At 41.0% G+C, this 19,572-nt stretch carries 17 protein-coding genes and 2 pseudogenes; 11 read left to right on the top strand and 8 right to left on the bottom strand.

Annotation, left to right across the window (positions count from 1 at the left end; genetic code table 11):
- The first annotated feature begins 737 nt into the window (after positions 1–737).
- The 8 genes from rluE to M1F03_RS08980 all read left to right on the top strand — a co-directional run bounded on the left by rluE (position 738) and on the right by M1F03_RS08980 (position 8,736).
- Positions 738–1,403, top strand: a complete 666-nt coding sequence (rluE, locus tag M1F03_RS09015; protein ID WP_154624134.1) for a 23S rRNA pseudouridine(2457) synthase RluE — start codon at positions 738–740, stop codon at positions 1,401–1,403.
- The gene (locus M1F03_RS09010) at positions 1,396–1,842 is read left to right on the top strand and encodes an NUDIX domain-containing protein (RefSeq protein ID WP_251464061.1); all 447 of its coding nucleotides are present in this window, start codon (positions 1,396–1,398) and stop codon (positions 1,840–1,842) included. Before rluE ends, M1F03_RS09010 begins: the two co-directional genes overlap by 8 nt.
- A 206-nt stretch (positions 1,843–2,048) precedes the next feature.
- The gene (mnmA, locus tag M1F03_RS09005; RefSeq protein ID WP_154624136.1) at positions 2,049–3,152 is read left to right on the top strand and encodes a tRNA 2-thiouridine(34) synthase MnmA; all 1,104 of its coding nucleotides are present in this window, start codon (positions 2,049–2,051) and stop codon (positions 3,150–3,152) included.
- Between the two features lie 2 nt (positions 3,153–3,154).
- Entirely contained in the window at positions 3,155–3,787 is a 633-nt protein-coding gene (gene hflD / locus M1F03_RS09000; protein WP_163861391.1) for a high frequency lysogenization protein HflD, read from the top strand.
- Between the two features lie 17 nt (positions 3,788–3,804).
- Positions 3,805–5,175, top strand: a complete 1,371-nt coding sequence (gene purB, locus M1F03_RS08995; protein WP_163861388.1) for an adenylosuccinate lyase — start codon at positions 3,805–3,807, stop codon at positions 5,173–5,175.
- 216 nt (positions 5,176–5,391) lie between these two features.
- The gene (gene phoP / locus M1F03_RS08990; protein ID WP_251464060.1) at positions 5,392–6,066 is read left to right on the top strand and encodes a two-component system response regulator PhoP; all 675 of its coding nucleotides are present in this window, start codon (positions 5,392–5,394) and stop codon (positions 6,064–6,066) included.
- A gap of 1 nt (position 6,067) precedes the next feature.
- Positions 6,068–7,525 (top strand): two-component system sensor histidine kinase PhoQ, encoded by a 1,458-nt coding sequence (gene phoQ, locus M1F03_RS08985; protein WP_196713177.1) that lies wholly within the window; start codon positions 6,068–6,070, stop codon positions 7,523–7,525.
- 86 nt (positions 7,526–7,611) lie between these two features.
- Complete coding sequence (locus tag M1F03_RS08980; RefSeq protein WP_163861383.1) at positions 7,612–8,736, top strand: cupin domain-containing protein; 1,125 nt, start codon at positions 7,612–7,614, stop codon at positions 8,734–8,736.
- A 59-nt stretch (positions 8,737–8,795) separates the two neighbouring features.
- Here the strand turns inward: M1F03_RS08980 and M1F03_RS08975 are convergent.
- From M1F03_RS08975 to ssuD, 4 genes and pseudogenes are all read right to left on the bottom strand, one after another.
- Positions 8,796–9,188: pseudogene (locus M1F03_RS08975) on the bottom strand (M20/M25/M40 family metallo-hydrolase); the annotation flags it as partial.
- Positions 9,189–9,220: 32 nt separating this feature from the next.
- A protein-coding gene (locus tag M1F03_RS08970) for an IS3 family transposase (RefSeq protein ID WP_374195714.1) occupies positions 9,221–10,305 on the bottom strand; the annotation gives its coding sequence in 2 pieces (ribosomal slippage) (positions 9,221–10,044 and positions 10,044–10,305; 1,086 coding nt in all).
- A gap of 79 nt (positions 10,306–10,384) precedes the next feature.
- A pseudogene (gene pepT, locus M1F03_RS08965) lies at positions 10,385–11,233 on the bottom strand (peptidase T); the annotation flags it as partial.
- Between the two features lie 310 nt (positions 11,234–11,543).
- Positions 11,544–12,692: an FMNH2-dependent alkanesulfonate monooxygenase gene (gene ssuD, locus M1F03_RS08960; RefSeq protein ID WP_251464058.1), complete on the bottom strand. Its 1,149-nt coding sequence runs from the start codon at positions 12,690–12,692 to the stop codon at positions 11,544–11,546.
- 587 nt (positions 12,693–13,279) lie between these two features.
- On the opposite strand from ssuD, the gene M1F03_RS08955 reads away from it, so the two are divergent.
- A complete protein-coding gene (locus M1F03_RS08955; RefSeq protein WP_154623838.1) occupies positions 13,280–13,990 on the top strand; it encodes an SDR family NAD(P)-dependent oxidoreductase in 711 nt (236 codons plus the stop codon).
- 60 nt (positions 13,991–14,050) lie between these two features.
- Here M1F03_RS08955 and cobB read toward each other — a convergent pair whose 3' ends face one another.
- Entirely contained in the window at positions 14,051–14,884 is an 834-nt protein-coding gene (gene cobB, locus M1F03_RS08950; RefSeq protein WP_195848174.1) for a Sir2 family NAD+-dependent deacetylase, read from the bottom strand.
- A gap of 295 nt (positions 14,885–15,179) precedes the next feature.
- On the opposite strand from cobB, the gene M1F03_RS08945 reads away from it, so the two are divergent.
- Both M1F03_RS08945 and M1F03_RS08940 read left to right on the top strand, forming a co-directional pair.
- Positions 15,180–15,677, top strand: coding sequence for a TIGR00645 family protein (locus M1F03_RS08945; protein WP_154623836.1), 498 nt, complete (start codon positions 15,180–15,182; stop codon positions 15,675–15,677).
- A gap of 115 nt (positions 15,678–15,792) precedes the next feature.
- A complete protein-coding gene (locus M1F03_RS08940; RefSeq protein ID WP_250000394.1) occupies positions 15,793–16,350 on the top strand; it encodes a class IV adenylate cyclase in 558 nt (185 codons plus the stop codon).
- A gap of 37 nt (positions 16,351–16,387) precedes the next feature.
- Here M1F03_RS08940 and lolE read toward each other — a convergent pair whose 3' ends face one another.
- Genes lolE through lolC form a run of 3 tightly spaced genes read right to left on the bottom strand, consistent with a single transcriptional unit; the run spans position 16,388 to position 19,531 of the window.
- A complete protein-coding gene (gene lolE, locus M1F03_RS08935; RefSeq protein ID WP_318840127.1) occupies positions 16,388–17,635 on the bottom strand; it encodes a lipoprotein-releasing ABC transporter permease subunit LolE in 1,248 nt (415 codons plus the stop codon).
- Complete coding sequence (gene lolD, locus M1F03_RS08930; protein ID WP_154623833.1) at positions 17,635–18,336, bottom strand: lipoprotein-releasing ABC transporter ATP-binding protein LolD; 702 nt, start codon at positions 18,334–18,336, stop codon at positions 17,635–17,637. Before lolD ends, lolE begins: the two co-directional genes overlap by 1 nt.
- A complete protein-coding gene (lolC, locus tag M1F03_RS08925; protein ID WP_250000392.1) occupies positions 18,329–19,531 on the bottom strand; it encodes a lipoprotein-releasing ABC transporter permease subunit LolC in 1,203 nt (400 codons plus the stop codon). Before lolC ends, lolD begins: the two co-directional genes overlap by 8 nt.
- Positions 19,532–19,572: the final 41 nt, after the last annotated feature.

Below are 19,572 nucleotides of genomic sequence, written 5' to 3'. Positions count from 1 at the left end.
GTCACTTTCAATCAATAGCATTGTTAAATTTTATTTAATTTATATATATAATATTTGTTAATGTATTTTTTATATTAATGTAATTTATTAAATATCACTGAGCCTATATAAATATATTTATTCGTTATGTCTATTTTTAAATAAAACGGATTTATCCAATCTTTTTAAGACAAAAGTGCCAATAGAAAATTCAGTCGCCTTTCTACCTGATAGGTATTTTTTACAGTATGTTTGACACATGTAAATCGAACGCATTTTCTATTTACCCCCTCAAAATGATAGAGAAACAACGATATTTTGTGAGTACATTGCTCCGAAAATAGCAAATTACTGTAAACCGTTATTTATCGATTAACGGAAATAACATCGCATCAATCTACAGCTGCTGACAATGACGTTTTTTAAATAGATGGATTAAGTATCCACCGTTTTCTGCTCGTTAACTGTGGCTAATTTGGTGAATACCTAATAAAAATCCTACAAGGATAAGTGAAATGGCGTGTCCTCATGCGGTTGATAATACTGAAATAAATACCATAGCGTTATTCTTTGCTTATTAACTTATCGTATCCTATTATGATTTTACTGCTTGAATTAGCCCTGTATTTTAGTTTTGCTTCGCTCACGCTTATCCCGGTGTCATTTTGTGTGAAAATCAACTAGACTAAAAAAATCAGTCAGTAGAATGCTGGTCTGAGTTTTATTAATACAATATTAATCGGTTAAAATGAGTTCCCATGCCCATAGCGAATCATAAAGCAAAGCCTCCAGCCAATAAAAAAAGTCAACGTAAGTTTGTTCGCAAACCAGCCTCTAATCATTCTCATGCATTCTCATCTAAACCTAAATCAGTCGTTGCACGCAAAGTCATCTTATTTAATAAGCCCTTTGATGTGCTCCCTCAATTTACCGATGAGCAAGGCCGAGATACCTTAAAAAAATATATTCCTATTACAGGCGTTTATGCGGCTGGTCGATTAGATCGTGACAGTGAAGGCCTCTTAATTTTGACCAATGATGGAAAATTGCAAGCGCACTTAACGCAGCCACACAAAAATACGCATAAAATTTATTATGCACAAGTTGAAGGCATTCCTGACGAAACCTCGCTAGAAAAGTTTCGTCGCGGTTTAGTGCTCAATGACGGACCAACTCGCCCCGCAGGTATCGAGTTAGTCGATGAGCCAAGTTGGTTATGGCCAAGAACGCCCCCTATCCGTGAACGAAAACACATTCCAACAAGTTGGTTAAAAATCACGCTTAATGAGGGGCGAAATCGCCAAGTCAGGCGAATGACCGCAAATATTGGCTTCCCGACTTTACGATTGGTCCGTTACCAGATCGGTGAATATACACTGAATAATTTATTGCCAGGCGAATGGAAGGAGATCACTCTTGTTTAAACCTCACGTTACCGTTGCAACAATTGTCCATGTAAACGATAAATTTTTAGTTGTTGAAGAGCTAGTTAATGGTAAAGCGACATGGAATCAACCAGCCGGTCATTTAGAAGCGAATGAAACGCTACTCGCTGCTGCTGAACGCGAGCTGTTCGAAGAAACAGGGATCAAGGGACAGCCTCAAAGGCTCATTAAAATTCATCAATGGATTGCGCCTGATGAGACACCGTTTATACGTTTTCTCTTTTCTTTAGCGCTGACTGAACAGTGTGAAACTCAACCTCAAGATAGCGATATCTCTTGCTGTCACTGGGTTAGTGCGCAAGATATTCTTGAAAGTCAATGCTTACGCTCTCCACTTGTTGCTGAAAGTATTCGATGTTTCCTTGAAGGAACTAGCTATCCTCTTGATGTACTTGGTGCATTTGGTGATCACTATTGATAATCAATTCTCCACCATAATAACAGCCTATAGATGGCTGATTAAAGATACATCCCAGCTATGTTGTCATGGCAATGGCGTGCCTCAATACGGTGAAGATGTAATCTGTTACGAGCGATAAGAATATTCCCCTGGCTAACGCTGGCGTAACAAGGGGACAACATGGTAAAGTATGGGGCTTAATTTTTCCGCAGTGAGAGTATTACATGTCAGATAACAGCCAAAAAAAAGTCATCGTCGGTATGTCCGGTGGTGTTGACTCATCCGTTTCAGCTTATTTGCTCCAGCAGCAAGGGTATCAGGTTGTTGGTCTGTTCATGAAAAACTGGGAAGAAGATGACGATGAGGAGTATTGCTCCGCAGCGACCGACTTGGCTGATGCGCAGTCCGTTTGTGATAAATTAGGTATTGAACTTCATACCATCAATTTCGCGGCAGAATATTGGGATAATGTTTTTGAACATTTCCTGTCTGAATACAAAGCTGGACGCACACCAAATCCAGATATTCTATGCAACAAAGAAATTAAGTTTAAAGCATTTCTTGAATTTGCAGCAGAAGATCTCGGTGCAGATTATATTGCAACTGGTCATTATGTCCGCCGTCGTGATGTTGATGGTAAAAGCCAATTACTTCGCGGCTTGGATAGTAATAAAGATCAAAGTTATTTTCTTTATACACTCAGCTATGAACAAATCAGTAAAAGTCTGTTCCCTGTTGGCGAATTAGAAAAACCTGAAGTTCGCCGTATCGCTGAAGAAATTGGATTGGTCACCGCAAAGAAAAAAGATTCAACCGGTATTTGTTTTATTGGTGAGCGAAAATTCCGTGATTTCCTTGGTCGTTATTTACCTGCACAGCCAGGTCCTATTGTTACTGTTGAAGGTGAAACCATCGGCGAGCATGAAGGATTGATGTACCACACGCTCGGTCAGCGTAAAGGACTTGGTATTGGTGGAACAAAAGAAGGTTCAGATGAACCTTGGTATGTCGTCGATAAAGATGTTGAAAATAATCAGCTGATTGTTGCGCAAGGCCATGAGCACCCAAGACTAATGTCTACAGGACTGATCGCACAACAATTAGACTGGGTTGATAGAGAGCCATTAACACAAACACTACGCTGTGTTGTTAAAACGCGCTATCGCCAAGCAGACATCCCTTGCACTGTTACCCCGCTCAATGAAGGTAAAGTTGAAGTCACTTTCGACTATCCAGTGGCGGCGGTTACCCCAGGTCAGTCTGCTGTGTTTTACCTTGATGAGGTATGCTTAGGTGGCGGTATTATTGAATCCCGTATTCAGGAGTAATTGTGGCTAAAAATTATCGCGATATTACACTTGCGCTCGCGGGCATTTGCCAAGCAAGTCACATGGTACAGAAACTTGCTCAAGAAGGTATTTGCAATGACCATGACCTTGAAGTCATGGTCAACAGTTTAACTAACATGAATCCATCTTCAACGATTGATGTTTATGGTAACGACCCTGCGAATCTAAAAGTCGGACTAGGCGCGATGCTCAGCATGTTATCAGGCGGTAATAGCGGTAGTGGTTTATCTGCCGAAATGACCCGCTATATGTTAAGTATCATGGTGCTAGAACGACGTCTCAATAAAGATCAACAAGCCATGAACCAACTTGGACAACGTATTGAACAATTCGAGCGCCAAGCGGATTACTTTGAACCGATGTCTGAAGGTGTGTTTAATGCATTAGCTGGAATTTATGTGGATGTGATCAGTCCACTCGGTCCACGTATACAAGTTACAGGTTCCCCTGAAATTTTAAAAAATTCACTCGTGCAAGCCAAAGTCAGAACGCTCTTGCTGTGTGGTATTCGAAGTGCTGTATTATGGCAGCAAGTTGGGGGAAGCCGTCTGCAATTAATGTTTTCCCGAAGCCGTCTGAGTCATCAGGCGAAAGAAATTTTGTCTCACCTTTAAATCTGGAGTTGCTACCAATGGAATTATCCTCACTGACCGCTGTATCCCCGATTGACGGCCGTTACGGTGATAAAGTCAGCGCACTACGCACTATTTTTAGTGAGTTTGGCTTACTGAAATTTCGCGTTCAGGTTGAAGTTCGCTGGCTACAAAAACTGGCGGCAACCGCCCAAATCAAAGAAGTTCCATCATTTGATGCTGACGCAAACGCTTACCTAGATGAAATAGTCGCGAACTTCTGCGAAAAAGACGCAATGCGTATTAAGGAAATAGAGCGTACCACCAACCATGACGTTAAAGCGGTTGAATACTTTCTAAAAGAGAAAGTGGCACAAGTCCCCGCCTTGCACGCCGTTTCTGAGTTTATCCATTTCGCTTGTACCTCTGAAGATATCAATAACCTTTCGCATGCATTAATGCTAAAAACAGCCAGAGAAGAAGTGTTACTGCCTCAATGGCGTCAAATTATTGATAAAGTGAAAGCAATGGCGCATGAATATCGTCATCTCCCTCTACTTTCACGTACTCACGGCCAGCCGGCGACACCTTCTACCATTGGTAAAGAGTTTGCCAATGTTGCTTATCGTATGGAGCGTCAATATCGCCAGTTAGAGCAAGTGGAAATTTTAGGTAAGATCAATGGTGCTGTAGGTAACTACAACGCACACATTGCGGCTTATCCTGAAGTCAACTGGCATGAATTTAGTGAGACTTTTGTGACCTCTTTAGGGATCACATGGAACCCATTCACCACACAAATTGAGCCTCATGATTACATCGCTGAACTATTCGATTGCGTCGCTCGTTTTAATACTATCGTATTAGACTTTGATCGTGATATTTGGGGTTACATTGCGCTCAATCACTTCAAGCAAAAGACAATCGCTGGTGAAATCGGTTCTTCAACCATGCCACATAAAGTCAATCCAATTGATTTTGAAAACTCAGAAGGTAATTTAGGTTTGGCGAATGCCGTACTTAACCACCTTGCTGGTAAATTGCCTGTTTCGCGTTGGCAGCGTGACCTAACGGATTCTACGGTGTTGCGTAACCTTGGCGTCGGTCTTGGCTACGCTTTAATTGCCTACCAATCGACTCTTAAAGGCTTGAATAAGCTAGAAGTTAATGAGCAGCATCTGCTCGATGAGTTAGATCAAAACTGGGAAGTTCTGGCTGAGCCAATTCAAACCGTTATGCGCCGTTATGGTATTGAAAAACCATATGAAAAGCTAAAAGAGCTAACACGCGGTAAGCGAGTCACTGCGGAAGGCATGAAACAGTTTATTGATGGATTAGACCTCCCTGAAGAAGAAAAGACGCGCTTGAAAGCAATGACACCTGCCAATTACATCGGTTACGCTGTCACTTTTATTGATGAGTTAAAATAGCGTTTTATTTCAATAAGTCTTAGTGGAATCAAGTAGGCGAAGAATTCTTCGCTTACTTTTCTCTTTTTTTGACATATCTCTGTTTTGTTTGCCTTTGGTTTACTTAATCTCTTGTTGTAAAGCACATATCTTTTTACCATATCCCCTCTAGTGCGACTATTATGGCGATAACTATCGTCAAGTAACCTGTAATTCTTCTTTAATATGAGGTTTTAGATGCGAATTCTTATCGTTGAAGACAATGCTCTTCTTCGTCACCACTTAACTGTACAACTTAAAGAACTGGGTCATCAAGTTGATGCAGCTGAAGACGCTAAAGAAGCTGACTATTTTCTACATGAAAGCCGCCCAGATATTGCAATGGTTGACCTCGGCTTACCCGATGAAGATGGTTTATCCATGATTAAACGCTGGCGTAGCACACAAATCAATATCCCTGTTTTAGTGCTGACAGCGCGTGAAAGCTGGCAAGAGAAAGTACAAGCATTAAACAGTGGTGCAGATGACTATGTCACCAAGCCTTTTCACCTTGAAGAGCTAGTCGCTAGAATGCAAGCATTGATGCGGAGAAACAGTGGACTTGCCTCTCAAATTTTAGAGTTAGATGGCTTTATCATTGATTTATCAAGAAAAGAATTTATGGTAAATGGTGAGTCCGTTAAATTAACTGCTTTTGAATACACGATTATTGAAACCTTGCTCCGCAATAACGGCAAAGTGGTCAGTAAGGATTCCTTAATGCGTCAGCTGTACCCTGACGCGGAGCTGCGTGAGAGTCACACTATTGATGTATTAATGGGGCGGTTACGGAAGAAAATACAACAATTCCACGCAAAAGATGTGATAGTGACAGTCCGTGGACAAGGCTATCGCTTTGATGTGAATGGCTAATATGCGTTCAAAAAAATTTAAACTTAAACCTTTATCGCTGAGAGCACGTTTTTTATGTGCCACCTCAGCGGTTATCCTCGCGCTTACGCTTTCTTACGGTATCGTTGCGATATTAGGCTATCTGATTAGCTTTGATAAAACCACATACACCTTACTTCGTAGCCAAAGTAATCTTATTTATAGCCTAGTTCAGTGGCAAAATAACAAAATTGATATTCGTGTACCGCCAAATTTCACACTGAATAATCCAACACTTATCATCATTTATAATGAAAATGGACAAGTACTTTGGCGACAACGTGAAGTGCCTAATGTCGAAAATCTTATTCGTCGTGATTGGCTAAAAAAAGAAGGCCTGTACGAAATTGATACCGATATTGGTGAAACACGCCAGCTGTTACAAAATAATCCGGAATTTAACAGCAAGTTAGATGATATGAACCACAACGATGAGCCATTAACGCATTCCGTTTCAGTAAACCAATATGGCGCAACAGAAAATCTCCCTCCCCTTACTATTGTTGTGGTTGATACGTTACCCCAAGACTTACAAAAAACAGGCTTAGTTTGGGAGTGGTTTGGTTATGTGCTGCTGGCTAACTTAATTTTAGTGATTCCACTACTTTGGCTGGCTGCATATTGGAGTTTACGTCCAATAAAATCTTTAGTATCACAAATTAGTAGCCTCGAAAAAGGCGAACGTGAAATGTTGGATGAAAACCCACCAAATGAATTACGTGGCTTAGTTCGCAATTTAAATAACTTGCTGACTAATGAACGCAAACGTTATAGCAAATATCGCACTACCCTTTCTGATTTAACACATAGCTTAAAAACGCCTTTGGCCGTTTTGCAATCGACTTTGCGTTCACTGCGAACAGGGAAGCAAATGACCATTGAGCAAGCAGAGCCTATCATGTTAGAACAGATTGGTCGTATCTCTCAACAGGTTGGTTACTATTTACACCGTGCTTCTACTCAAGGCGATAATAACCTGATGTTACGCGAAATCACCTCAGTCCCCTCTGTGTTAGATAGCCTTGCAAGTGCTTTACATAAAGTCTATCAAAATAAAGGCGTGTCGATTACAGTCGATATTTCTCCTGAAATCACCTGGTTAGGCCAACCAAATGACTTTATGGAAGTCATGGGTAATATTATGGAGAATGCGTGTAAATATTGCCTTGAATTTGTCGAGGTGACAGCAGCTGTTGGGCAAGATAGTTTAGTGATTACTGTTGATGATGATGGGCCTGGCGTGCCAGAAAGCCAGCGTAATATCATTTTCGTCCGAGGACAACGCGTAGATACGTTACGCCCAGGTCAAGGCCTTGGATTATCCATTGCCCTTGAAATTATTGACCAATATGACGGTAATATCACGATCAGTGATAGCCCACTTGGCGGTGCCAGAGTACAAGTGACTTTCCGTCGACAGAGTGTCAATGAAGATAGTTAATCTGTGATCATCGTGTCTGTTTACCATCTGCCGTAGTGGCAAATTCAGGTATACTATCAACAGATATGTTAACCTAGGACAATAAGATGGATTATAAACTGAATCTTGACTGGCAGAGTTTTCTCGATAGTCATTGGCAGAAACGCCCTTTACTCATCAAAAACGGTTTTACACGTTTTATTGATCCTATCTCGCCTGACGAACTCGCGGGACTAGCGATGGAAGATGAAGTTGATAGCCGCCTTGTCAGCCACAATGAGGGCATATGGCAAGTGGCTCATGGTCCTTTTGAAAGCTATGAGCATTTAGGCGAAGAAAACTGGTCTATTTTAGTGCAGGCAGTAGACCATTGGCATCACCCAAGTGCAGCTTTGATGAAGCCTTTTAGAGTCTTGTCTGATTGGCGAATGGATGACCTCATGATCTCCTATTCTGTGCCGGGTGGTGGTGTTGGGCCTCATTTGGACCAATATGATGTCTTCATTATCCAAGGTGAAGGCCGTAGACGTTGGCGTGTTGGTGAAAAAGTGCCGATGAAACAGCATTGCCCGCACCCTGACCTTCTTCAGGTTCAACCATTCGATGCGATCATCGATGAAGAAATGGAGCCGGGTGATATTCTGTATATTCCACCTGGATTTCCCCATGAAGGTTATGCGATTGAACCATCATTAAACTACTCTGTTGGTTTCCGAGCGCCGAATACACGTGAGCTCATGAGTAGCTTTGCAGATTATCTGATCTCAAATGACTTAGGAAGTTATCGTTACAGTGACCCAGACTTGTCATTTAGAGATAACCCTGCCGAGATTTTACAAGGCGAGCAGATTAAGTTACGGGAAATGATGGAATCTATGCTGCATGAACCAGACGTTTTCCGTAAATGGCTGGGTGAATTCATTTCTCAGTCACGTCATGAACTGGATCTTGCACCACCGGAACCACCTTATGAGCAAGACGAAATCTATGACCTTCTCAAAACTCAGCAAGAGACCTTATATAAACTCAATGGGTTGAGAGCACTACGAGTTGGCGACCAGTTTTTTGTCAATGGCGAATGCCTAGAAACAACTTGCTATGAAGCTGCTGATAGCCTATGCCGTTACGATTCCGTTAACGTTCAGCAACTCGGTGATGCTATTGATGATGTGAATTTTATTGCGTTAATCACAGCACTAATCAATAGCGGTTATTGGTATTTCGATGATTAATTAAATATTTCTATCATACCGTACCTTATGTTCTCCATAAGGTACGGTAACAATGCTATTTACTGCTCGTTTTTTGCTCTTTGCGCAGTCAATTCAGCGATACGCATAATCACTTCTACCGCTTTCTCCATGCCTTCTAATGTAATAAATTCATGTTTACTATGGAAATTATAGCCACCCGTGAAAATATTCGGGCAAGGCAGTCCTCGATAAGATAATTGAGCACCATCAGTACCGCCACGAATAGGTTGAATAATGGGTTCAATACCACAATCCTTCATAGCTTGATGAGCAATTTCAATAACATGTGGGTGTTTCATCACTTCTTTATGCATGTTGTAATAACTATCATCGATCGTCAGCTCAATATAACAGCTGGGATGTAGACCTTGCCCTACTTTCTCTGCAATACGAATGATATTTTTCTTACGTGCCTCAAAGCCCTTGTAATCCCCCCACTTTTCACAGTAACTATTTATAGAGTTTAAGCTACCTGTAATCGCTGTCTCGGGGGTATTCCTCCAATCGCCGTATTCGGCCGCTCATTGTTATAAGTCCAAAGCCACTGTGTGGCAAGTTCTTGAGCGTGCTCAACGCTCTCAAATATATTTAAATCAAGCCATTCATGACGAGCTGTTCGGTTAAAGCGTTCAATGTAAGCATTTTGTGTAGGCTTGCCAGGCTGAATATAAAGTAAGGTAATTTGCTGCCGTGTTGCCCAGTTTATTAGCTCTCCTGAAATATATTCTGGTCCGTTGTCGCATCGTATCGCTTTGGGTTTACCGCGCCACTCGATGACTTGTTCTAACGACCGAATAACTCGTGCGCTAGGCAACGATAAATCAACATCAATCGCTAAGCATTCACGATTAAAATCATCAATGACATTAAAGGTTCGAATGCTGCGGCCACTGGCTAAGCTGTCTGACATAAAATCCATAGACCATACTTGGTTAATGGCTACAGGCACACTGAGGGCATCAGGCTTATCGCGTTTTAAGCGTTTGCGAGGCCTAATTCTAAGATTAAGCTCCAACTCACAATAAATTCGATAAACGCGCTTGTGGTTCCATGCGAAGCCCTTTACGTTGCGTAAATACAAGAAACATAGACCAAACCCCCAACGTTTTTTGTTTTCGGTTAGGCGTATTAGCCAGTCAGCAATCTGATCGTTTTCAGCATTAAGTTTACTTTGATAGTAAAAGCAGCTTTCGCTCACATTCATGCACAAGCAAGCAAAGCGAATGCTTATGTCATACTTAATTGCGGCAGCCTTAGCCATCTCCTTACGATGAGATGGCTTTATAACTTTCCCTCAAGCGCCTCCAAACGAATCTCAGCTTTGAGACGTTCTTCCGCATACATTTTTTTGAGCCGACGGTTTTCGTCTTCGAGTTCTTTCATTCGCTTCATCAACGAAGCATCCATACCGCCGAATTTAGCTCGCCACTTATAAAATGTTGCAGAGCTAACACCATGTTCTCGGCAGAGTTCTGGAACGGGCATACCACTTTCATTTTGTTTAATGATTGCCAATATCTGGCTATCAGTGAATTTTGATTTACGCATAGAAAACTCCTTGAGTTTATTTTAATAGAATTTTCTATAAATAACTGCTGCGATTTTTCGGGGGGATTACACCCTGACTATCAAAATCACGAATAAGGTAATTCATTTCTGCTTTTTCAACAGAGCCTTTCATTGAGTTTAGGTGATAAAAACCCTCATAACCTTCCGTATTTTCAGGTGTTTCTTCTTTTGGTAATTCAGCATGGATACGATTTGCTAATGCTAAAGCATTCACCATCACCCCTTTAGCTGTTCCCGGATGAACGTTATTTCCTACGATTTTTATAGCGACATTAGCGGCATTAAAATTTTCATATTCGAGTTCACCGACAGCACCACCATCGACCGTATAAGCCCAACGAGCATCAAAAACTTTTAAATCAATATGTTGTGCCCCTCGGCCAATTTCCTCATCAGGCGTAAAAGCAAGACAAATTTTACCATGTGGAATTTTATTCTCTTTAAGACGAACTAAAGCCGTAATGATCTCTGCAATACCCGCTTTATCATCAGCGCCCAGTAATGTCTTGCCATCGGTCATGATCAGCGTTTTACCAATCATTTCATGTAAGACCGGAAACATTACGGGCGATAACACTTCGTCACCAATCCCTAGAGCAATATCACCACCACGATAATTTTCCAAAACTTGTGGAGCCACATTTTTACCTGAAAAATCAGGTGACGTGTCTAAATGTGAAATAAAGCCGATGGTGGGGACTTCCCAATCAACATTGGCGGATAAGCAAGCCGTTACACACCCATACTCAGAAAGCGCGACGTCTTCAAAGCCCAACATTTTTAATTCATTGACGAGAGCACGAGCAAATTTTAATTGCCCTGTGCTACTAGGTACTGTTTTTGCGTTGAGTTTTGATTGTGTGTCAAAAGCGGTATACTCAAAAAACCGCTCTAAAAGTTTATCCATGCTTTATTCCCCCCTAATATTTATTGCCTTATTATGGGGATGAACGTATCAACAATTCTTGTTTCAAATCACTTTTGCGGTTAATCACAAATCGTTTTAGACAAAAACATCGTAGAGATGATAATAAAATAGCCTTATTGAATAATTTTTATAAACCTATTTTTCTCGTTATTCTCTATTGGTGACGATAAATAGGTAAATTTGTCATTATTATTTCAATTCAAATTTCATTTTAATCTATTTAAAATAACGAAATAACTAATACCTTATACGTTGAAACAGTTAACGTTTTATATTAATTTACAGACGATTATTTCGGACGTGAATGTGCCCCAATAGCTTCTCCTTTCGACTGTTCATTTAATGTCGATGTTGCAGCCAATATCTCTGTTGATGTCTCTAATAATGGCATGACCAATTCTGCAAATCGATGAGCTTCTTCTAAGTGTGGATAACCCGATAAAATAAATTTGGTGATACCGATAGCTTGGTATTCCTTTATGCGTGAGACAATTTGTTGTGGATCTCCTACCAGTGCCGTTCCTGCCCCAACACGCACTAAACCAATCCCCGCCCATAAATTAGGCGCAATAAATAAATTTTCTCTTGAACCTTTATGCAGCGCCTGCATACGAGCCTGCCCCTTCGAGTCCATCCGTGCAAAGGTCGCTTGTGCCTGTGCAATGGTATCATCATCAAGATGGGCAATCAGTTTGTTGGCTTCATCGATAGCTTCTTGTTCAGTCTCTCGCACAATGACATGTAGGCGAATACCAAACTCCAGACAATGACCTTTATCGGCTGCGTGTTGCTTAACCTGATTAATTTTTTCAGCGACCTCTGCCAATGGTTCACCCCATGTTAAGTATGTATCAACATATTCTGCGGCAATTTCCATTGCTTCAGCCGATGAGCCTCCTAAATATAGCGCGGGTCCTGAAGGTTGCAGCGGCGGATACAGTAGATGGGCATTTTCAACTTGAATATAGTCACCTTGATAATTAACTTGTTGGCCATTCATTAGCGGTTTATAAACTTCAAGGAACTCTTTCGTCATATGATATCTTTCTTGATGATCGAAAAAGAGGCCATCACCTTTATTTTCTATCGGATCCCCGCTTGCCACCACATTTATCAGCACCCTTCCACCAGAAAGCCTATCCAGTGTTGCTGCCATACGCGCCGCAAGACTTGGTGGTTGTAAGCCAGGCCTAACCGCGACTAAAAATCGTAATTTTTGTGTCACTGACACCAGTGCTGCCGCGGTTACCCATGGATCCTCACATGCCTTTCCTGTGGGAACGAGCACACCATGAAAACCAATATTATCTACCGCTATCGCGAGCTGTTGTAAATACGCTAGAGTGACCGCACGTCCCCCTTTTGACGTTCCTAAGTAGCGTCCATCTCCCTGCGTCGGTAAAAACCAAAATAGTTGTTGTTTTTGCGGTATTGCCATTTTTAAATATGCCTTATTCTTGTTACCATTAAAATGTTTTTAGCTATCTTGCTGATTAATGTTTATCAACCCATTAGCTCACATTGAAAATATAATAATTATCGATTAAGAAACGCTTCCCTACATCTACATTATATTGACAAGGAGCTCTATAAAAATAAATTTCATTTTAATTCATCTATTAATAAAAAATATCAGGGTACTATTTCAAGCCCTATTAATTTTTATCTTTTATTAAAATAAAAACTTACTTCATTATAATGACAGCGGTGTTAGTCATATTTTCAATCAAGCCACAATAAAACTTTGTTGGATGAAAAATGCATTGATTTTAAAGAGTCGCCACTCAAAAAGACATTGAACATATTAATCATTCATTCCCATTAATTATTTGACACTTAATAGGTGTTATTTAATTAATTTGAACATTAAATATTTATACTAACAGTAACCACAGCTGTACTATAATTACATACTTGCCATCCACATTAACGGATAATGACTTTATTTATTACCTGTATAGACTCTACATTGACTCACAACAACTTCTAAACAGCTTTAATCAGTTGAAAATAAAGAGAATAATGATGAAAAAAACATTTTTAGTGTATGGTGTTAGTAAAGGATTAGGAAAAGCACTCATAGAGGGTATTCCTACGGCTCAAGATACTATTTATGGGGTTTCTCGTTCAATTCCTCAATTCATTGGCGATAACTTCCATTGGATTCAAACTGATTTAGCAGATAACCATTCAGCGCAAACTGTCAAAACCATTCTTCAAGATACGCCCATTGATTGTCTCATCTTTAACGTCGGTATTTGGGAAAAACATGCTTTTACTGATGAATATCTGTTTGAAAAAACAGAAGACACTGAAATAGTCAATATGATTCAGACCAATATTAGCGCCTGTATCTTGCACCTTAAAGCAATGTTGCCAAACCTACGTCTTGGAAAAAAGAGTAAAATCATTTTAATTGGTTCAACTTGGGGTCTGGATAACCATAATGGTCATGAAGTGACTTTCTCTGCTTCAAAATACGCATTACGCGGTATTGTTCAATCGTTAAGGGAAACACTACGCCAAGATAAAATCGCTATCTCAGTTATAAACCTCGGTTATTTAGCAACTGAATATGATTTATCAACGCCTATCGAAGATGTTATTTCACGAACTGAAGGAGCACTGATCCCATTACAAGACGTATTAAATGCGGTGAAGTTTATCTTAAGTACTAGTGATGCAACCTGTGTAAAAGAAATTACCATGCCGGCTATGTTAGATGAGAACGTCTAATATAAATTCATAAGCATGATGATGTGAGGGGGAGAAGCATCCCTCACATACAGGGGTTTATCATTGACTTTCGCGAGTCGAACTCAATTCACTCATAAGCTGATTAACGTAATCCACCACCACTTGGCTAGCAAGACCATAATGCTTCTCTTCAAATTCACTTTCAACTTGACTCGGCTCTAGATTAAGCTCAACGGTATGTGCCCCATTTAACCTCGCTTCATGCACAAAACCCGCAGCGGGGTAAACATGTCCAGATGTGCCAATTGCAATAAAAATTGTCGCTTCTTCAAGCGATTGGTAGATTTGGTCCATACCAAAAGGCATCTCACCAAACCAGACGATATGGGGTCTTAGTGGTTGAGGAAATTGGCAACAATGGCAGCGTTCTTCCACGCTGAGATCCCCTTTCCATTCCACGACTTGATTTGACCAACTACAACGTACCTTCAATAATTCACCATGCATATGCACAATACGTTTGCTGCCCGCACGTTCATGTAAATTATCAATATTTTGAGTAACGAGCAGAAAGTTATCGCCTAGCAACGCTTCTAACTGTGCTAATGCAAAATGTGCAGGGTTTGGTTTAATATTTTCTTGTTGCAGCTGACGGCGACGCTCATTATAAAAACGTTGTACTAATTTAGGGTCTCGCGCAAATCCTTCAGGGGTTGCAACATCTTCAACACGATGTTCTTCCCATAATCCATCGGAGGAACGAAACGTTTTAATGCCTGATTCGGCTGAAATTCCGGCTCCTGTTAATACGACTACTTTCACATTTTTCATATTGGTTATTCTATTTTCACTGTAAAAAAAACGTTTGCGATCTCGTTGACGACGTAACATTTTAATTTTTTTAAGTTTCTTTAGCCTATGACGAAAACGCAACATCGATATACTTCCTTCTTCCATGTCTTTATAGCACAGATGCCATACAGTACCTTGAATAACAAGGTTGATGACTCAAACCTAAATCGAATGTAAGTATAACGCAATAGATAACAACAGAAAGTGTGAGGATGAATGTTTAGCGACAATTTTAATTAAGGATTATGAAAACACGCTCTTTTACAAAATAGTGTATTTTCATCGACCATCAAATATCGAAGTCTTGAGTGAGACGAGCTAAAATAGCCTCACTTTACGCACGTCTTAATTATTTCATCACAGATAAAAGGTTAGCATGGAAAAATTATTTGAAAAAACGATGTATGCTTCACGTTGGTTACTCGCACCTGTCTATTTTGGGCTATCACTGACCTTATTAGCGTTAACCATTAAGTTTTTCCAAGAGCTGTGGCACGTTATCCCCAATATATTTTCTATTCCTGAACCTGATTTAATTCTGATCTTATTATCTTTAATTGATATGGCATTAGTCGGCGGTTTGCTCGTGATGGTAATGTTTTCAGGATACGAAAATTTTGTATCTCAACTTAATATCTCTGACAGCAGCGAAAAATTGAACTGGCTAGGTAAAATGGATGCCACCTCGCTAAAAAATAAGGTCGCAGCCTCAATCGTTGCAATCTCTTCGATTCATTTATTAAAAGTGTTTATGGACTCAAAAAATATACCTGATAATAAGTTAATGTGGTATGTCATCATCCATCTAACCTTTGTTCTTTCTGCATTTGTCATGGGTTACCTCGACCAATCGATCATGAAAAAAAGCAAATAACCCTCTTGATTAAAGGAAGAGTCAATGCTCTTCCTTTAAAACACATTTTACGACATGAAAAATCATTCTTGTTGAGGAATAATAATCTTCAATTTATAGATAAATGAGCATAACAATGAGCAAACATTTTGTTGGGCAATATGAGGCAGAAATTAAGTTCAAATTACCTCACCACCAGCAATTTTTACACGCTATCAAGGCTAATGGCGCCGACCTTTTTACTGCCGACAATACGGAAACTGACTACTTTTTTGATACCCCAGATCAGCAACTAGCGCAACAGGGTATAAGTATGTCGGTACGAGAAATGCACCCTTCAGGAATTAAACTGTGGATAGTGAAAGGGCCTGAAGCCTCTGAATGTAAAGCGATTGATATTGAGGATTGTACTCACGTCAAAAAGATGCTCACCACCTTAGGATACCAGTGTTATTTTACTGCCAGTAAAGTGCGTAGTATCTATTTTCTTGGTGATGCTCACATTACCATTGATTATTTGGTCGATATTGGGTGGTTCGCGGAATTTGCGATTATGACTAACGAATCTCATCTGCTTCCCCAATTAACCCAGCAGATGCTGCGACTCGCTCAGCAATACGGTTTGAATGAAACAATGATTGAACGACGCAGCTATAAAGAGATCCAACTTGCACAGAGCAATATCACTTGCTAAGCATCGCTGGGGCGCTATTCCCCCAGCGAATTACGCTTTATTGACCACTCAAAATACGTGCAGGGTCTAATTTGCTAGCTCTACGCGCTGGATACCAACTAGCGACTAGGCTTAATACTACCGTCGTCAACAACACATACACCACATCTAACAGATGCGGTTGAGAAGGCAGGAAATCGATAAAATACACATCACCTGATAAAATAGGATGGCCAATCACATATTCAAGACCTTTGATGATGGTGGTTAGATTTAAGGAAATCACCACACCCAGTACCGCACCAATACATGAGCCCACTAATCCACTTAACAGACCGTACCACAAAAATATCGCTCTAATTTGCCTGTCTTTAGCGCCCAGTGTACGTAATACCGCAATATCACTGCTCTTGTCCTTCACTGCCATGACCAGTGTTGAAACGATATTGAAACATGCAACGCCGATGACAAGGATCATGGCTAAATACATAATACCGCGCACCATTTGAATATCGTTGTACATGTAACCATAATCGCCAATCCAGCTCTTCACGACGACATGATGCATTGTCTTCAACCCTGCATCATAAACAACTTTATCGGCATTAAACGGATCATCTGCTTTAATTTCAAATCCTGTAATACCCTCGCCATAATCTAAATACGCTTGGGCATCGACCAGCGGAATCAAGGCCAGTTGATGGTCCAGCAAACCGCTTAAACGAAAAATACCGGCAACCTGAACACGGATCCGTTTAGGTTGTTGTATTTTTAAACTCGCATCCGTATTGGGGATCATAATAGTGACCCAATCGCCTACTGCGACATTCAATGCATTCGCCACGCCTTGACCCAAAATAATCGATTGTTCCCCAGCCTTAAAATTTTTCCAAGCATCGTCGAGAACAAAATTCGGCAGTTCACTCACCTCAGACTCTGTTTCTGGTGAAACCCCCATTATTTGTATCGCTTTGAGATTAGCTCCTCGCTCTAACAAGCCTGTAAAACCAACATAAGGGCTAACGGCTTTAACGCCCGGCGTATTGCGGATCACATTATTTGCGTACTGCCAATCTTGATAAGGCGCCTTAACTGCGTAAATTTGCCCATGGGGAACAACTGACAACACACGATTTTTCAATTCGCGTTCAAAACCATTCATGGCGCTCAAGCCAATAATCAGTACTGCCACACCAAGCACAATACCGAGTGTTGAGACAATAGACACCAGTGATACCATGCCCGTACGACGGCGACCTCGGCTAAAGCGTAGCGCAGTGAGTAAAGTCAGTGGTAATCCAGACATTACACTGCCCCCAGAGTAACATCTTGTTGTAGATGACCATCACGCATTTCTAGCTGGCGAGATAAGCGATGAGCTAATTTCATATCATGGGTCACGACTAGAAATGCCGTACCTTGTGTGCTATTCAATTCACCTAATAATTCAAAAATGGCATCTGCATTACGCAAATCAAGGTTACCTGTTGGTTCATCCGCCAGTACCAGTGCAGGTTGATTCACCAATGCTCTGGCAATCGCCACACGCTGACGTTCGCCTCCTGAAAGCTCAGAAGGACGATGCCCTGAGCGATGAGCTAGCCCGACGGCCTCCAGCATATGAGTTGCACGCTCAAAAGCTTCGGCTTTTTTGATGCCACCAATCAATAGTGGCATCGCTACATTTTCTAATGCCGTAAAATCAGGTAACAAATGATGAAACTGGTAGATAAATCCTAAGTCTTTATTGCGAATAGCCGCTCGTTGATCAGAAGAAAGTCGATTAATATGCTGACCGCGGAAAATCACCTCACCTTCTGACGGTGTATCTAGACCCCCTAATAGATGCAGTAGTGTGCTTTTACCGGAACCTGAGCTACCAACAATGGCCATCATTTCGCCTTCATTCATCGAAAAACAGACATCTTTTAATACTTGTGTTGATAGTGTCCCTTCTTGATAGATTTTACTTAAATGCTCACAGACAAGAAGTGGTTGTTTATTCATAACGTAACGCCTCAGCAGGTTGCACAGCCGCCGCACGCCAAGAAGGATAAAGCGTCGCAAGCAGCGAAATCAGCATTGCGGATATCGCAATAATTAAAATACCAGAAAAATCAAGCACGATAGGTAATTGAACGCCTTTTGGTAACATACCAAATAAAGGCATTAAAATATTCAATTGACTCGAAAGTAGCATACCCAGTAGTGTGCCTATCAGGGTTCCCACAATTCCTGCACCTGCCCCTTGGATCATAAAAATGGCCAAAATACGGCCACGCTTCAGACCTAAGGTTTTTAAAATGGCGACTTCCGCTTGTTTTTCCATCACCAGTAATGACAGTGATGTAATAATATTAAAGGCCGCAACTGCAATAATCAGGCTTAGTAACAAGCCCATCATGTTTTTTTCCATTCTAACGGCTTGGAAAAACTCACCTTTACGCTCTCGCCAGTCAGTCCATACCAATCCTTCGGGTAAACTTTGCTGACTCAATGTGTCGACTTTTAATGGTTCATCGAGAAATAATCGCCAGCCAGTAATATGCCCTGACGGGTAACGCATCATTCTTGCCGCATCATCTTGTGCCACAATCAGTTCGCTCGCATCCGCTTCCCCATTGGTTTGAAATATCCCAGCCACCGTAAATAGACGCTGGCTGGGAATACGTCCCATTGGCGTCAATTGACTCACACCCGGTATAATTAAACGAACTTCATCACCCCGTTTTAGACCTAAATTTTCAGCTAACTTTTGGCCTAAAAACACGCGGTACTGCCCCGCGACCAATTCTGAGCGCTGCCCATCAATTACATTATCTAACAAGGGTGACCTTTCCTCTGACGTGACACCCACCATCATGCCTACCCCAACATTCGAACGGCTTTGTAAAACCACATCCGACTGAACAATGGGCGTAATATGTTTAACCCCTTGTAGATGCTGTAAATCCGCTATTGGGTATTTTTTAGGATCGATATGCCCTGAAGCCGATGTTAAAACGGCCTGCGGCATGTAAGAGAGTATGCTATCTTGTAACGAACGTTCGAACCCATTCATGACAGAGGTCACGGTGATCAGTGCAGCGACCCCTAACGTGATACCAATCGCTGATAGACTGGATACAAAACGGCCGAATTTATCGACAGCTCGTCCGCGCATATAACGCAGACCTATAAATATTGAGACAGATTGAGACATGAAATCTGTAACGCCCCTGTTGCCAAAGCGAAGTGTTCAGC

It is taken from the genome of Providencia sp. PROV080 (genome assembly GCF_033688105.1).
In the GTDB taxonomy this organism is placed as follows: Bacteria; Pseudomonadota; Gammaproteobacteria; order Enterobacterales; family Enterobacteriaceae; genus Providencia; species Providencia zhejiangensis.
The sequence above is the reverse complement of the archived record's forward strand: the minus strand, read 5'-3'. Positions and strand labels throughout refer to the sequence as shown.

Bases quoted from the DNA above. Each gene is read 5' to 3' on its own strand.
- rluE (WP_154624134.1), top strand. From the start codon at position 738: ATGCCCATAGCGAATCATAAAGCAAAGCCTCCAGCCAATAAAAAAAGT.
- mnmA (WP_154624136.1), top strand. From the start codon at position 2,049: ATGTCAGATAACAGCCAAAAAAAAGTCATCGTCGGTATGTCCGGTGGT.
- purB (WP_163861388.1), top strand. From the start codon at position 3,805: ATGGAATTATCCTCACTGACCGCTGTATCCCCGATTGACGGCCGTTAC.
- phoP (WP_251464060.1), top strand. From the start codon at position 5,392: ATGCGAATTCTTATCGTTGAAGACAATGCTCTTCTTCGTCACCACTTA.
- phoQ (WP_196713177.1), top strand. From the start codon at position 6,068: ATGCGTTCAAAAAAATTTAAACTTAAACCTTTATCGCTGAGAGCACGT.
- M1F03_RS08980 (WP_163861383.1), top strand. From the start codon at position 7,612: ATGGATTATAAACTGAATCTTGACTGGCAGAGTTTTCTCGATAGTCAT.
- ssuD (WP_251464058.1), bottom strand. From the start codon at position 12,692: ATGGCAATACCGCAAAAACAACAACTATTTTGGTTTTTACCGACGCAG.
- M1F03_RS08955 (WP_154623838.1), top strand. From the start codon at position 13,280: ATGAAAAAAACATTTTTAGTGTATGGTGTTAGTAAAGGATTAGGAAAA.
- M1F03_RS08945 (WP_154623836.1), top strand. From the start codon at position 15,180: ATGGAAAAATTATTTGAAAAAACGATGTATGCTTCACGTTGGTTACTC.
- M1F03_RS08940 (WP_250000394.1), top strand. From the start codon at position 15,793: ATGAGCAAACATTTTGTTGGGCAATATGAGGCAGAAATTAAGTTCAAA.
- lolE (WP_318840127.1), bottom strand. From the start codon at position 17,635: ATGTCTGGATTACCACTGACTTTACTCACTGCGCTACGCTTTAGCCGA.
- lolD (WP_154623833.1), bottom strand. From the start codon at position 18,336: ATGAATAAACAACCACTTCTTGTCTGTGAGCATTTAAGTAAAATCTAT.
- lolC (WP_250000392.1), bottom strand. From the start codon at position 19,531: ATGTCTCAATCTGTCTCAATATTTATAGGTCTGCGTTATATGCGCGGA.